Origin of the sequence: Mycobacterium sp. GA-0227b (genome assembly GCF_001499855.1) — a bacterium.
In the GTDB taxonomy this organism is placed as follows: domain Bacteria; phylum Actinomycetota; class Actinomycetes; order Mycobacteriales; family Mycobacteriaceae; genus Mycobacterium.
In genome coordinates this window covers 286,667-299,719 of the sequence record NZ_LQIK01000023.1, presented here as the reverse complement: position 1 = coordinate 299,719, position 13,053 = coordinate 286,667, and the positions used below count along the sequence as shown (strand labels likewise).

Below are 13,053 nucleotides of genomic sequence, written 5' to 3'. Positions count from 1 at the left end.
TTCCGCTAGGAAAGGTCGCGGCAGACCTCGGCCACTGCGGACGTCAGCGACGCGGCGCCGTCCCGCAGCGCCCGCTCGATCGGCGTGCCTTCGGCGGTGATCGCGACCAATCGTTCGACGCCGTGATCCAGCAACACCGCGGCGTCCGCTGCGACTCGGCCGGCGAAGATGATCACTCGCGCGCCGGCGCTCACCGCGGCCGCAGCGACGCCGAAGGGTGTCTTACCCATGACGGTCTGCGCGTCGACGCTGCCCTCTCCGGTGAACACCCAGTCAGCGCCGTGCAGCGCTCGTTCCAGCCCGACGGTTTCGGCGACCTCGTCGACACCGGATCTGCTTGTCGCGCCGAGGAATTCGACGAGCGCGAAACCCAGGCCGCCCGCGGCGCCAGCTCCTGGTAGCGCCGGCTGCGTGCCGCCGAGCGTCGCGGACGCGACCGCGGCCAGCCGAGACAATCCGGATTCCAGGCGCGCCACGTCCGCCGGGCCGGCCCCCTTCTGGGGGCCGAACACCGCGCTGGCGCCGCTGGGCCCGAGCAGCGGCGCGGTGACGTCGGAGGCCACGCGGATGCGCACGTCGCGCAGGCGTGGATCGAGACCGGTCAGGTCGATGCGCTCGAGGCCTTCGAGCGCCGCGCCGCCAGGCATCAGCGGCCGCCCGTCGGTGTCGAGAAACTTTGCGCCCAGGGCGGTGAGCATTCCGGTCCCGCCGTCGTTGGTCGCCGAGCCGCCCAAGCCGACCAGGAAATCTTCGGCGCCGCGATCCAAGGCGGACCGAATCAATTCCCCCACGCCGAATGTGCTGGCGCGCAGGACGTCTCGCTGATCGGGTGGGATGCGTTCCAGGCCAGCGGCTGCTGCCACCTCGATCACCGCGAGCTGACGCAGCGGCACATAGCCGTACCTGGCGGTGACCGTGCGGCCCAGCGCATCGCAGACCGGGACCTCCAGGTGTTGGCCGTGCAACGCCTCGACGACGGCGTCGACGGTGCCTTCTCCGCCATCCGCCATCGGTACGCCGACGACTTCGGCGTCCGGCAGCACCGCCGCCACGCCGGCCCGCATCGCGGCGACCGCTTCGGATGCGGTCATCGACTCTTTGAACGAGTCCGGCGCCAGGACGATCTTCATCGCGGCGCCGTTGAGGTCAGGGACGGATACGAGCCGCTCATGAACCGTAGTCTGGCAGACCTTCAGTCCGTACCGAGGGCCGCGAGGATCTGCTTGAACTCACGCTGTTGGCGCTGGGTCAGATTCGTCATCAACTTGCGCTCGGCGGCACGCACCCCTGAGTCCGTGCGTTTCAACAACTCCCGGCCCTCGCGGGTGAGCTGCGCCGGCAGTGAACGTCCCGACGACACGCTCGCCGGCCGGCTGACCAGGCCCCGGTCCTGCAGGCCGCGCAGCACCATGTTCATCGCCTGCGGCGAGACGTTGAAATCGCGGGCCAGTTCGGCGTTGGACCGACCGGGATACTGCGACAGGATCCGCATGCACAGGTACTGCGGGAACGCCACGCCAAGCGGTTCCAGAACCGTAGTGGTGACCTCGGCGCGCAGTGCGTTCGCCACCCGGGAGAGCAGAAAACCGAGCGGCTGTTCCTCGAGCGGCCCATCCATGTCAATCATATTGACATATATCAACCGGATTGATATCAACGAGTCATGACCGAACCCACCAGCGAGATGTTCGACAGCGCCTACAAGGGCGAAGCCCCCGAGATGAGCGGCGCGAAACCGCCGTGGAGCATCGGCGAACCGCAACCCGAGCTCGCCGCCCTGATCGAACAGGGCAAATTCCACGGTGACGTGCTCGACGCCGGGTGCGGTGAGGCCGCCATCGCCCTGTATCTGGCCGAGCGGGGTTTCACGACGGTCGGTCTGGACCAGTCACCCACGGCGATCGAGCTGGCCAGAGCGGAGGCCGCGAATCGCGGGTTGACCAACGCCAGCTTCGAGGTGGCCGACATCAGCGACTTCGACGGTCACGACGGGCGGTTCGGGACAATCGTCGACTCGACGTTGTTCCACTCGATGCCCGTCGAACTGCGCGAGGGGTATCAGCGCTCGATCGTGCGGGCCGCGGCTCCCGGCGCCTCGTATTTCGTGCTGGTTTTCGACAAGGCGGGCATGCCCGGCGGTCCGGCCTTCCCGGTGACCGAGGACGAGCTGCGTGACGTCGTCTCGAAGTACTGGACCATCGACGAGATCAGGCCCGCGCGCATCCACGCCGTGTTCCCGGACGGCTTCCAGGAGTTCTTCCCGGTAACCGACGTCCGGGACGAGCCGAAAGGACGCAAATCGGTGCCCGCCTGGTTGCTCAGCGCCCACCTGCCGGGCTGACCCGGCGAGTCGCGACCCGGAGGCGGCTGTGCCGCCGGCCATGAGGCAGGATGAGGGGCATCTCAGCGCGGACCCCGAAGGAGTCGGATGCCGGAGCCCCGGGAAAACTCTGTCGCCGGCGCGGCGGCTCCTGAATCCAGCGTCGCCGGCGCGGCGGCAACAACCGGTCCCAATGGGGCGATCCGCCCGAAGTACGGCCGCGTCCTGCTCAAGCTCGGCGGCGAGATGTTCGGCGGCGGGGACGTAGGCCTGGATCCGGACGTCGTGCACCAGGTGGCCCGCCAGATCGCCGAAGTGGTCCGCAGCGGGGTGCAGGTCGCCGTCGTCATCGGCGGCGGCAATTTTTTCCGCGGTGCGCAATTGCAGCAGCGGGGCATGGAGCGGGCCCGAAGCGACTACATGGGCATGCTGGGCACCGTCATGAACAGCCTTGCCCTGCAGGATTTCCTGGAGAAGGAAGGTATCGACACCCGGGTGCAGACCGCGATCACGATGGGGCAGGTCGCCGAGCCGTACATCCCGCTACGGGCCGTGCGGCACTTGGAGAAGGGCCGCGTGGTGATCTTCGGAGCGGGCATGGGCCTGCCGTACTTCTCGACCGACACCACCGCCGCGCAACGCGCGCTGGAGATCGGCGCCGAAGTGGTGCTGATGGCCAAGGCCGTCGACGGCGTCTTCACCGCCGACCCGCGCCAGCACCCCGACGCCGAACTGCTCACCGCGATCAGTCACCGCGAAATCATCGACCGCGGCCTGAAGGTGGCCGACGCCACCGCGTTCAGCCTGTGCATGGACAACGGCATGCCGATCCTGGTGTTCAACCTGCTCACAGATGGCAATATCGCGCGAGCGGTCGCGGGTGAGAAGATCGGAACACTGGTCACCACCTGAGGGCAGTGCACGCGATAAGCATGACGAAGACGCGCACGCGGATGAAGGAGAAGCACCGTGATCGACGAAACCCTCTTCGACGCCGAGGAGAAGATGGAGAAGGCGGTGTCGGTGGCGCGTGACGACCTGTCGTCGATCCGCACCGGCCGCGCCAATCCCGGCATGTTCGCGCGCGTCAACGTCGACTACTACGGATCGGCCACGCCCATCACGCAACTGTCGAGCATCAACGTGCCCGAGGCGCGGATGGTGGTGATCAAGCCCTACGAGGCCAACCAACTGCGCAACATCGAGGACGCGATCCGCAACTCCGACCTGGGCGTCAACCCGACCAACGACGGCAACGTCATCCGCGTCGCCATTCCGCAGCTGACCGAGGAGCGGCGCCGCGACCTGGTCAAGCAGGCCAAGGCGAAAGGCGAGGACGCCAGGGTGGCGGTGCGCAACATCCGTCGCAAGGCGATGGAGGAGTTGCACCGCATCAAGAAGGAGGGCGAGGCGGGCGAGGACGACGTGGCTCGCGCGGAGAAGGACCTGGACAAGCTGACCCACACCTACAGCGCGCAGATCGACGAGCTGGTCAAGCACAAAGAAGGCGAGCTGCTGGAGGTCTAGTGACCGAACAGCGCAAGGGTCCCGTGGCAGAGACGCCGGTCGACGAACCGCCCAAGAAGAAGTCGCGGGCGGGCCGTGACCTACCCGCGGCGATCGCGGTGGGTGTCCTGCTGGGCGCCGTGGCCATCGGCACGCTGCTGTTCGCGCCGATCGGGTGGCTGCCGGTGCTGGCGGTCTTCATTCCGGTCGCCACCGCAGAGGTGATCCGCCGGCTACGCGACTCCGGTTACGCCCTGCCCGCGGTTCCGCTGCTGGTCGGTGGCCAGGCGATGATCTGGTTGACGTGGCCGTTCGGCGCGGTCGGGCTGCTCGGCGCCTACGGCGGGACGATCGTCGTCTGCATGGTCTGGCGCCTCGTCGGTCAGGGCCTGCGCCGACAGCCGGTCAACTACCTGCGAGACATCTCCGCCGCGGTGCTGCTGGCGACGTGGGTGCCGTTCTTCGCCAGCTTCAGCGCGCTGCTGATCTTCCAGGACCACGGCGGCGGCCGGGTGTTCACCGTGATCGCGACCGTCGTATTCGCCGACATCGGCGGTTATGTGGCCGGCGTGCTGTTCGGCAAACACCTGATGGCACCGGCGATCAGCCCGAAGAAGTCCTGGGAGGGGCTGGGCGGCTCGCTGGTGTTCGGCATCACCGCCGCGGTGCTGTCGGTGACGTTCCTGATGGACAAGCCCGCCTGGGTCGGGGTGCCGCTAGGCCTGATGCTGGTGATCACCGGGGTGCTCGGCGACCTGGTCGAGTCGCAGGTCAAACGCGACCTCGGGATCAAGGACATGGGCACGCTGCTGCCGGGGCACGGCGGCATCATGGACCGCATCGATGCGATGCTTCCCTCTGCGGTGGCCGGCTGGATCGTGCTGACGCTGCTGGCGTAACGCGGCCCGGCATACTGGTAGGACCCGATGGCTGACTCTCCTGCGGCCCTGCCGCTCGTGTTCGATCCGCCGCGACGCGCCATGCCGCCGCGGCATTTCGCGGACCTCGACGAGGCTGGCCGCGCCGCCGCCGTCGGCGAACTGGGGCTGCCGGCGTTTCGCGGTAAGCAGTTGGCCAACCAGTACTACGGCAGGCTGATCGCCGACCCGCACCAGATGACGGACCTGCCGGCCGCCGTGCGCGATCAGGTCGCAGAGACGCTGTTCCCGACGCTACTCGACGCGCTGCGCGAGATCGAGACCGATGCGGGCGAGACGCGCAAGATGTTGTGGCGCGCGGTGGACGGCACCACGTTCGAGTCGGTGCTGATGCGTTACCCGCAGCGCAACACCGTCTGCATCTCCTCGCAGGCGGGATGCGGCATGGCCTGCCCGTTCTGCGCGACGGGCCAGGGCGGACTCAAGCGCAACCTGTCGACCGCCGAAATCCTCGAGCAGGTACGCGCCGCCGCGGTCGAGTTGCGCGACCGCGATGGTGACGGGATCGCTCCTGCGGCCCGCGGCGGGCGGCTGTCCAACATCGTGTTCATGGGCATGGGGGAGCCGCTGGCCAACTACAACCGGGTGCTGGCCGCGGTGCGACGGATAATCGCGCCGGCCCCGAACGGCTTCGGCATCTCGGCCCGCTCCGTCACCGTGTCGACGGTCGGGCTGGCACCGGCGATCCGCAAACTCGCCGACGAACGGCTCGGCGTCACGCTGGCGTTGTCGCTGCACGCCCCCGACGACGAACTGCGCGACACGCTGGTCCCGGTGAACAACCGCTGGAAGGTGTCCGAGGCGCTCGACGCCGCGCGGTACTACGCCGACGTGACGGGCCGGCGAGTGTCCATCGAGTATGCGCTGATTCGCGATGTCAACGATCAGCCTTGGCGCGCAGACCTTTTGGGCAAGCGGCTGCATGGCGCGCTCGGCCCGTTGGCGCACGTCAACGTCATTCCGCTCAATCCGACGCCCGGCAGTGAGTGGGACGCCAGTCCCAAACCCGCCGAACGCGAATTCGTTCGGCGCGTCCGCGAGCGGGGTGTGTCGTGCACGGTGCGCGACACCCGCGGCCGTGAGATCGCCGCCGCCTGCGGGCAATTGGCGGCCCAGAGCTGACCCTTCAGTCTCGTCGCCCCGAGACCGACGCTTTGGCGGATTTTGCTCGCGCATTTCCGCCAAAACGTCGGTCTGGGCGTTACTGAGTGGGCCCGTTGACGAACCAGACGTTCTCTTCGACCAGCCGCCGGCTGCGCCACCCGTCCGGGGTGCGCACCAATTCATGGTGGTAGTAGCCGCCGCAGCTACTCATCTCCGGCATGCCGGGCAGCTGCATCGGGTTGTAGAACATCGCCCTGACTTTGGCCGTGTCGCCGTCGGGGCCGCTGGAGATGTCGGCTTCGATGTTGGTGATGTAGTGCATGCTCCAGGGAATCACGCCGAAATTCGCCGCGAACCAGTCGACGACCTCGTCGCGGCTACCCGCGACGGCGCCCGCCGACGAGTAGTCGATCACCGCGTCGTCGGTGAACACCGAGCGGTAGAGCTCCCAGTCCTTGGTGTCGACGGCGCGCGCGTAGCGGTACAGCAGCGCGGCGATCTCGGCTTCGACACTCAGGGCTTGATTCACGGTTCAACCGTGTCCGGCATGCCGATGGTCTTGGCTTCCAGGTATTCCTTGTAACCCTCTTCGCCGTTGCGGTATCCCAGGCCGCTCTGCTTGGTGCCGCCGAACGGGCTGTTGATGCCGAAGTGGCTCTTGCCGTTGATCGTGACGTTGCCGGTGCGCATCCGGCAGGCCACCGCGAACGCGCGGTCCACGTCGGCGCTGCTCACTTCGCCGGACAGGCCGTAGATCGTGTTGTTGGCGATCGCGACCGCCCCGTCGTCGGTGTCGTACGGGGTGACCGTGAGCACGGGACCGAAGATCTCTTCCTGCGCCACCTGCGAATTGGGGTCGACGTCGGCCAGCAGCGTCGGCTGGGTGTAGTAGCCGGTGGGCAGGTTCTCCGGGATGCCTCCGCCGGTGATCAACCGCGCACCGGAGTCGATGCCGCTCTTGACCAAACCCAACACCTTCTGGCGCTGGGTCTCGCTGATCTGCGGGCCCTGCATGTTGCCCGGCGTCCATGGGTCGCCGACCGGGAAGCCCTCCATCATCGTCTTGAGGACCTCGATACCTTCGTCATAGCGGCTGCGCGGCAACAGAATCCGGCTCGGCAGGATGCAGGACTGTCCCGACATCACGCAGGCCATCATCGCCGCCATCGGCAACGCCGAATTGAAGTCGGCGTCGTCGAGCACGATGTGCGCGGACTTGCCGCCCAACTCCAGCAGTGTCTTCTTCACCGTCGGCGCACCCGCGGCCAGGATCGCCCGCCCGGTCGCCGTCGACCCGGTGAACGTGATCATGTCGACGCGCGGATCGGCCGAGAGCGCGGCCCCGACCTCGTTGGCATTGGACACCACGACGTTGAACACCCCGGCGGGGATGTCGGTTTCCTCGGCCACGATGCGTCCGTACTCACTGCCCGACCACGGGGTCAGCTGCGCGGGCTTGAGCACCACCGTATTGCCGGCCATCAACGCCGGCACCGTCTCGGCGACGTTGAGATAGAACGGCACGTTCCACGGCGTGATCGCGCCGACCACACCGACGGGCTCGTAGTGGATCTTGCGCCGAGCCGGCCCCAGCGGCGTGTCGTGCACACCGTTGTCGACCAGATAGTCGAACGCGCGTCCATGCTCGGCCCAGTGCTTGACCTCTTCGATCGGGCTCTCGATCTGGCTGCCGGTCACCGAGACCGGGCAGCCGACCTCGGTGATCAGGACCCGGCGCAACCGTTCCTTGTTCCGCTCGAGGGCTTCGTGCAGCTGGGTCAGGCAGTGGTAGCGGAACTCCAGATCACGCGACCAGTCGGTTTCGTCGAACGCGCGCCGCGCCGCGCCGACCGCGCGCGCCATGTCCTCGACCGTGCCGTCGGTGGCCCGGCCCGCGACCTCCTCGCTGGCCGGATGGATCACCTCGAATGTCGCTCCGCCGGCGGTGGTCTGCAACTCGCCGTCGATCAACATCCGCTCGTCGCCGGCCAACACACCGCTGTCAGTCTGTACCTGGGTCATGCTGACAGCTTTACAAATTTTCGCGCGAGTGTCAGCCCATCGGCGGAGTCGGGCGATCAGCCCTGCGGCTTGAGCCCGGCTGCGTGCCGCAACTGCGCGAGGAACTGGTCATCGTCGTCACTGCGCACGATGTAGTGCGAGATCGCGACGCGAATTGCGGTCGCTGCCTTGACCGCTCCGTTCGGACCGCTCAGCAGTTTCTGCAACCGCGCGCGCATCACGGGGATGACCTTCGTCAGTTGGGCGATGACGACCTCGGGTTCGATGTCGACCAACCGCACGCCCGAATACGAGTGCTGGTAGTCAACGATGAACCGCAGTGCGGCGTCCAGCTTCTCGGTGCCCCGCAGACCGGCCGTCGCCTTGCTGATGCCGTTGTCGAACAGGTCGCGCTCGTAGACACCGAACGCGTCGAGCAATTCACCCTTTGACGCGAACCAGCGGTAGAGCGTGGGCCGGGACACCCCCGCCTGCAAGGCGACCTCCGAGAGGCTGAGCTTGGTCTGTCCGCTGCGGGCCAGCACCTCCGCTGTCGCGACGAGGATCCGGTGCCGCGTCGAGGTGTCCTCGATTCCGGAGGTGTCGCGCAGCGGTTCGTTCACGTGCCGATCGTAGATCCTTCTTTACATCGACTTCTGGAGTACGGCCACCGTGTCGAGATCTTCCAGCGCTGCCACTGCGCGGCGCAGACCTTCGAGCGCGATGCCCTCGGCCTGCATTCCGCCCATCCCCGCGGTGATCAGCGCGGCGACATAGGCGTAGAGCGCGCCCTGCCGGTAGCGATGCCATAGCTCGTCGCGATTCAGCTCGGGACCGCCCGAGGCGGCCAGCGCTCGACGGTAGACGTCGAGCAGGTCGCGTTGGTGCACCTGGCGATCGCCCGGCGTCATGCTGGTGACCAGGGTGTAGGCCAGTTCCCGGCCGGGATGGCCGCGCCGCGCCGCCTGCCAGTCGAACAGCCCGGCCGCGCCGCTTCGGAAGTAGACGTTGCCCGGATGTGCGTCGCCGTGCATGACGGTGTGGGGCGGCTCGTCGATGAGACGGGCCACCGCGCGGTAGTTGTCGTCGATGAAGCGACCGGCGTCGACCGCGATGTCGGACCGCTCGGCGATGCGGCGCGCGGACGTCTTCAGCAGCGGCGCGGTGAGCAACGACGCGGTGTCGCCTGACGCGGTGTACAGCCAGGCGGGGACGCGTTCCCAGAACGTCGCGTGCAGCCTCGCGAGGAGTTCGACGATTTTCGCTGCCCGGTCGGCGCCGATCGGATGAAGGGTGTCAGGGAACTCGCATTCGTCGGCGGGTAGGTCTTCCAGCACGAGCACGTAGCGGCCGGTCATCGAATCGAACGCCGAGCCGTGGCAGATCGGAACTCCGGTCAGCCGCGGGGACAACTCGCGGTAGAAGCGTGTCTCGGTCGCCCCCAGTCGACCCATCTCGCCCATCAGCCGGGTGGCGACCGTCTCGGCCGCCATCTTGACGAACACCGTCGGCGGGACGTCGTCACCGGCAAGGGCGAGCCGGGCGCGCGACGACGTGCCGGCGTCACCGCCCAGCACCGACACCGACGTGACGCGACGCCGGATGATCCGCGACATGGCGGGCTCGTCGAGTTCGGACACGGAGCGCGGAAGTGATCGCCGACGACCGATGGCGGCGTCGGTGGCGATACGTTGTATCCCGCGGCCCAGATGTGCTGCCAGGCCGACGGCCGGCGGGGCGTGCGTCACCACGTCAGTTTACAAATTGCCGCTCGAATGTAAAGAAGGTGTCGATGGCGGGTCCACTGGAGGGCGTGCGGGTCGTCGAACTCGGCGTGTGGGTGGCGGGACCCGCCGCCGGCGGGATACTCGCCGACTGGGGCGCCGACGTCGTCAAGATCGAGCCCCCGGCGGGCGATCCCGGCCGGATGTTCGGCCGGATGCTGGGCGTCGACGGCGAATCGAACCCGCCGTTCGAGATGGACAACCGCGGGAAGCGCAGCATCGTCCTCGACCTGACCTCGGCCGCCGGTGCCGCGACCGTTCGCCAATTGCTCACCGGCGCAGATGTTTTCCTCACCAATGTCCGACCCGCGGCGCTCAAGCGCATCGGCCTCGACTTCGCGGCGGTGACAGCGGCAAATCCGCGACTGGTCTACGGGCTGATCACCGGGTACGGCGAGAGCGGGCCCGATGCCGACCGGGCGGCCTACGACGTCGCGGCATTCTGGGCGCGGTCGGGGCTGGCGCATCTGCTCACCCGTCCCGGTGATACGCCGCCGTTCCAACGCGGGGGAATGGGCGACCACATGGCGGGCATGACACTCGCCGCGGCGGTGTGTGCGGCGCTCGTCGCCCGGGCCCGCACCGGCGCCGGGCAGTTGGTCAGCACGTCGCTGTACCGCCAGGGGGCCTACACCGTCAGCTTCGACCTGAACACGTTCCTGCTCACCGGAAGCACCATCGCGATCGGTCAGCGCGAAACCATGGGCAACCCGTGCATGAACAACTACGCGGCCGCAGACGGGCGCCGGTTCTGGATCGTGGGTCTGCAGGCCGGCCGCCACTGGCCGCCGCTGTGCCGCGCTGTCGGGCGGCCCGAGTGGCTGACCGATCCGCGCTTCGACACCCCGCAGGCGCGCGCCGCCAACGCCGTCGAACTGATCGCCGCACTCGACGAGATATTCGCAACCAGGCCGCTCGACGAGTGGGCCGAAACCTTCGCCGCCGAACCGGATTTCTTCTGGTCACCGATCAACACACTCGAAGACGTGGTCGGCGACGAGCAGTTCCACGCCGCCGGCGGAGTGGTGTACGTGCCTGATGGCGACGGCAGTACACCGATGGTCGCCACCCCAGCCGACTTCCACGGCACCCCATGGGAGGCGCGGTCGGCCGCACCGCGGCTCGGGGAGCACACTGACGAGATCATGACCGAACTGGGCGAGCGGCCAACCTTTACATAATCGTCAGAAAATGTCACGCTCTGCTGACTATGGGATACAGCGCCGCCGACGAGTCGTTCACCCACCAGCTGCCCCGGCCGTTCGACGAAGTGCACCATCCCGACGCCACCTGGTCGGATCGGTGCTACTTCTTCGCCGCGTCGCCCGACGGTGATCTGCTCCTGGCGTCCGGTTACGGGAACAACCCCAACACGGGGACGGGTCTGGGCTATGTGAAGGTGACGCTCGCCGATGGGCGGCACTACGACCTGCTGGCGGGCCGCCCCGTCGTGGACGGTGCAGACCGCGCCGACGTGGGCGCCGGGCCCTTGCGGTGGACATGCGTTGAGCCGCTGAAGAAGTGGAAGCTCGAAGTCGCGCCCAACGGGTCTGGGATCGCTTGGGAGCTGTACTACGAACCCACGGCCCCGATGTGGGAACTGTTGCCGCTCAAGGTGACCGGCGAGAACGGTCGCGTCATCGCGGACATGTACCACATGAAGGAGCCCGGCAGATGGACGGGCTGGGTGGAGATCGAGGGTGAGCGCATCTCCGTCGACGGATTCCACGGCGGTCGCGATCGCACGTTCGGTGTGCGCGTCGCCGACGAGATCGACTTCTGGCTTTGGCTCGACGCGGGGTTCGACGACCGCGCCATCGAGGCGTGGATCTTCGAAACTTCCGACGGCACAGTCACCTACGTCGACGGCGGCATCACGCACAACGACGGCACACTGTCCAAGCGTTTCGTCAAGATCGAGCACGACGTCGAATTCGACGCCGACCGCAAGCGCCCTGCCCGGGCCGTGCTGGTCTTCACCGATGAGGACGGCGCGCGGTACCGCGTCACCGCCGAGTCTGTGCACCAGCATGTGAACGCCTACTACGGGCTGCCGATGGCGAAATGCAACTACGAGGATCTCGGCGGCGGCGCGTACTTCATCCACTTCCTGTGGGACAGCAACGACCGCGACGAGCTGATCGAAAACGATGACAAGGCCATGGCGATCGACCAGCTGATGCGATTCGACTTCGACGGCCGAGTCGGTTGGGGCGTGTTCGAGATTCTCATGGGCGGTGAGGCCTACCGCCGCTATCCCAACTGGCGCCCGATGGACATGGCGAAGTTCAAACAAGACAGGAAAGTGGTCGACCGGCCGCCCGCGCAGGAGGCGCAGGCATGACGTCCGGCAGTGCCGTGCGCGACCGGCTCGCCGAGTGGTTGCGTGCTCAACTCGCCGATACCGACGGGCTGCGGGTCGAGGGGTTCGATCGGGTCGAATTCGGCCACTCGGCGGAAATGATGATGCTGACGATCGTCACCGGAACCGGTGCCGGGGAGATCCGGCGTGACGTCGTGGTGCGCCTGCGGCCCCGGCCGCCTGCACTGCTCGAACCGTACGACCTGGCCAAGCAGTTCACCGTGTTGAGCGCTCTGGAAGGGTCGCCGGTGCGCGTGCCGCGGGCACTGTGGCTCGAAGACAGCGGCGACGTGCTCGGCCGGCCCTTCTTCGTCATGGAGCGGGTGGCGGGAACCGTCTACGAGATGGAGGCGCCCGAGCCGGCCCAGGCCGGCGTGCGCGGCATGTGCGAGAGCATGGCCGACCAACTCGCCGCGATCCACACCGTCGACATCGCTGCCCTCGGGTTGGCCGTGCTGGACGACGGTGCCGGTCATCTCGACCGCGAGATCGACCACTGGGCCGGCGAGATGGAGCGGGTGAAGCGCGGGCCGTTGCCGGCCCTCGAGCGGTTGTTGACGGAGTTGAAAGACTCGCGGCCACAGTCGTCTTCGAGCGTCGCGCTGGTTCATGGCGACGCCAAGCCGGGCAATTTCGCCTTCGTCGGCGACGAGGTGAGCGCGGTGTTCGACTGGGAGCTGAGCACCGTCGGCGACCCGCTGACCGACATCGGCTACCTGGAACTGTTGTGGCGGATGCCCGTCGGAATCCCCACCCATCCAGCGGCCCTCACGATCGACGAGATCATCGCCCGCTATGAGACCTCGAGCGGCATAGCGGTCCGGCACCGCGAGTGGTATCGCGCGCTCAATGCGTTCAAGCTCGCGGTGATCAACCTCGTCGGCGCCCATTTATTCGACACGGGCGCCACCGACGACCAGCGCTTCTTGCTCAACGCCTACGGCATACCGCTTTTCACGCAGATGGGCCTGACCGACCTCGACGTGTCCGAGCAATTGGACGACGGGCCGGTGATGCCGGTGAGAATCGCCTGAAAGC

Annotated in this window: 14 protein-coding genes; 8 read left to right on the top strand and 6 right to left on the bottom strand. The window is 67.5% G+C overall.

Annotation, left to right across the window (positions count from 1 at the left end; genetic code table 11):
• Positions 1-5: 5 nt before the first annotated feature.
• A complete protein-coding gene (locus AU185_RS14985) occupies positions 6-1,130 on the bottom strand; it encodes a glycerate kinase (protein ID WP_059099685.1) in 1,125 nt (374 codons plus the stop codon).
• A gap of 62 nt (positions 1,131-1,192) precedes the next feature.
• Positions 1,193-1,627, bottom strand: coding sequence for a MarR family winged helix-turn-helix transcriptional regulator (locus AU185_RS14980; RefSeq protein WP_082683904.1), 435 nt, complete (start codon positions 1,625-1,627; stop codon positions 1,193-1,195).
• A 36-nt stretch (positions 1,628-1,663) separates the two neighbouring features.
• Between AU185_RS14980 and AU185_RS14975 the strand changes: the two genes are divergently transcribed.
• The 5 genes from AU185_RS14975 to rlmN all read left to right on the top strand — a co-directional run bounded on the left by AU185_RS14975 (position 1,664) and on the right by rlmN (position 5,886).
• Positions 1,664-2,341: a class I SAM-dependent methyltransferase gene (locus AU185_RS14975; protein WP_059099686.1), complete on the top strand. Its 678-nt coding sequence runs from the start codon at positions 1,664-1,666 to the stop codon at positions 2,339-2,341.
• An 87-nt stretch (positions 2,342-2,428) separates the two neighbouring features.
• Positions 2,429-3,232, top strand: a complete 804-nt coding sequence (gene pyrH, locus AU185_RS14970) for a UMP kinase (RefSeq protein WP_059099687.1) — start codon at positions 2,429-2,431, stop codon at positions 3,230-3,232.
• Positions 3,233-3,289: 57 nt separating this feature from the next.
• Positions 3,290-3,847, top strand: a complete 558-nt coding sequence (frr, locus tag AU185_RS14965) for a ribosome recycling factor (protein WP_059099688.1) — start codon at positions 3,290-3,292, stop codon at positions 3,845-3,847.
• Positions 3,847-4,725 carry a phosphatidate cytidylyltransferase gene (locus AU185_RS14960; protein WP_059099689.1) on the top strand — a complete coding sequence of 293 codons (879 nt, stop codon included), beginning with the start codon at positions 3,847-3,849 and terminating at the stop codon, positions 4,723-4,725. Before frr ends, AU185_RS14960 begins: the two co-directional genes overlap by 1 nt.
• A 27-nt stretch (positions 4,726-4,752) precedes the next feature.
• On the top strand, positions 4,753-5,886 hold the full coding sequence (gene rlmN, locus AU185_RS14955; RefSeq protein ID WP_082683903.1) for a dual-specificity RNA methyltransferase RlmN: 1,134 nt from the start codon (positions 4,753-4,755) through the stop codon (positions 5,884-5,886).
• A gap of 79 nt (positions 5,887-5,965) precedes the next feature.
• Here the strand turns inward: rlmN and AU185_RS14950 are convergent, their stop codons facing one another.
• The 4 genes from AU185_RS14950 to AU185_RS14935 are packed head-to-tail and all read right to left on the bottom strand — an operon-like array spanning position 5,966 to position 9,617.
• Positions 5,966-6,397, bottom strand: coding sequence for a nuclear transport factor 2 family protein (locus tag AU185_RS14950; protein WP_059099691.1), 432 nt, complete (start codon positions 6,395-6,397; stop codon positions 5,966-5,968).
• Positions 6,394-7,890: an aldehyde dehydrogenase family protein gene (locus AU185_RS14945; protein WP_059099692.1), complete on the bottom strand. Its 1,497-nt coding sequence runs from the start codon at positions 7,888-7,890 to the stop codon at positions 6,394-6,396. The genes AU185_RS14950 and AU185_RS14945 overlap by 4 nt, the downstream gene beginning before the upstream one ends.
• 56 nt (positions 7,891-7,946) lie before the next feature.
• Positions 7,947-8,492 (bottom strand): TetR/AcrR family transcriptional regulator, encoded by a 546-nt coding sequence (locus AU185_RS14940; RefSeq protein WP_059099693.1) that lies wholly within the window; start codon positions 8,490-8,492, stop codon positions 7,947-7,949.
• Between the two features lie 21 nt (positions 8,493-8,513).
• Positions 8,514-9,617, bottom strand: coding sequence for a phosphotransferase (locus tag AU185_RS14935; protein ID WP_059100112.1), 1,104 nt, complete (start codon positions 9,615-9,617; stop codon positions 8,514-8,516).
• Positions 9,618-9,661: 44 nt separating this feature from the next.
• Between AU185_RS14935 and AU185_RS14930 the strand changes: the two genes are divergently transcribed.
• From AU185_RS14930 to AU185_RS14920, 3 genes are read left to right on the top strand one after another with little or no spacing between them, the layout of a single operon-like run.
• Positions 9,662-10,834, top strand: a complete 1,173-nt coding sequence (locus tag AU185_RS14930; protein WP_059099694.1) for a CaiB/BaiF CoA transferase family protein — start codon at positions 9,662-9,664, stop codon at positions 10,832-10,834.
• 29 nt (positions 10,835-10,863) lie between these two features.
• Complete coding sequence (locus AU185_RS14925; protein ID WP_059099695.1) at positions 10,864-11,997, top strand: Rv3169 family protein; 1,134 nt, start codon at positions 10,864-10,866, stop codon at positions 11,995-11,997.
• Positions 11,994-13,049 (top strand): phosphotransferase family protein, encoded by a 1,056-nt coding sequence (locus tag AU185_RS14920; RefSeq protein ID WP_059099696.1) that lies wholly within the window; start codon positions 11,994-11,996, stop codon positions 13,047-13,049. The genes AU185_RS14925 and AU185_RS14920 overlap by 4 nt, the downstream gene beginning before the upstream one ends.
• Positions 13,050-13,053 lie beyond the last annotated feature (4 nt).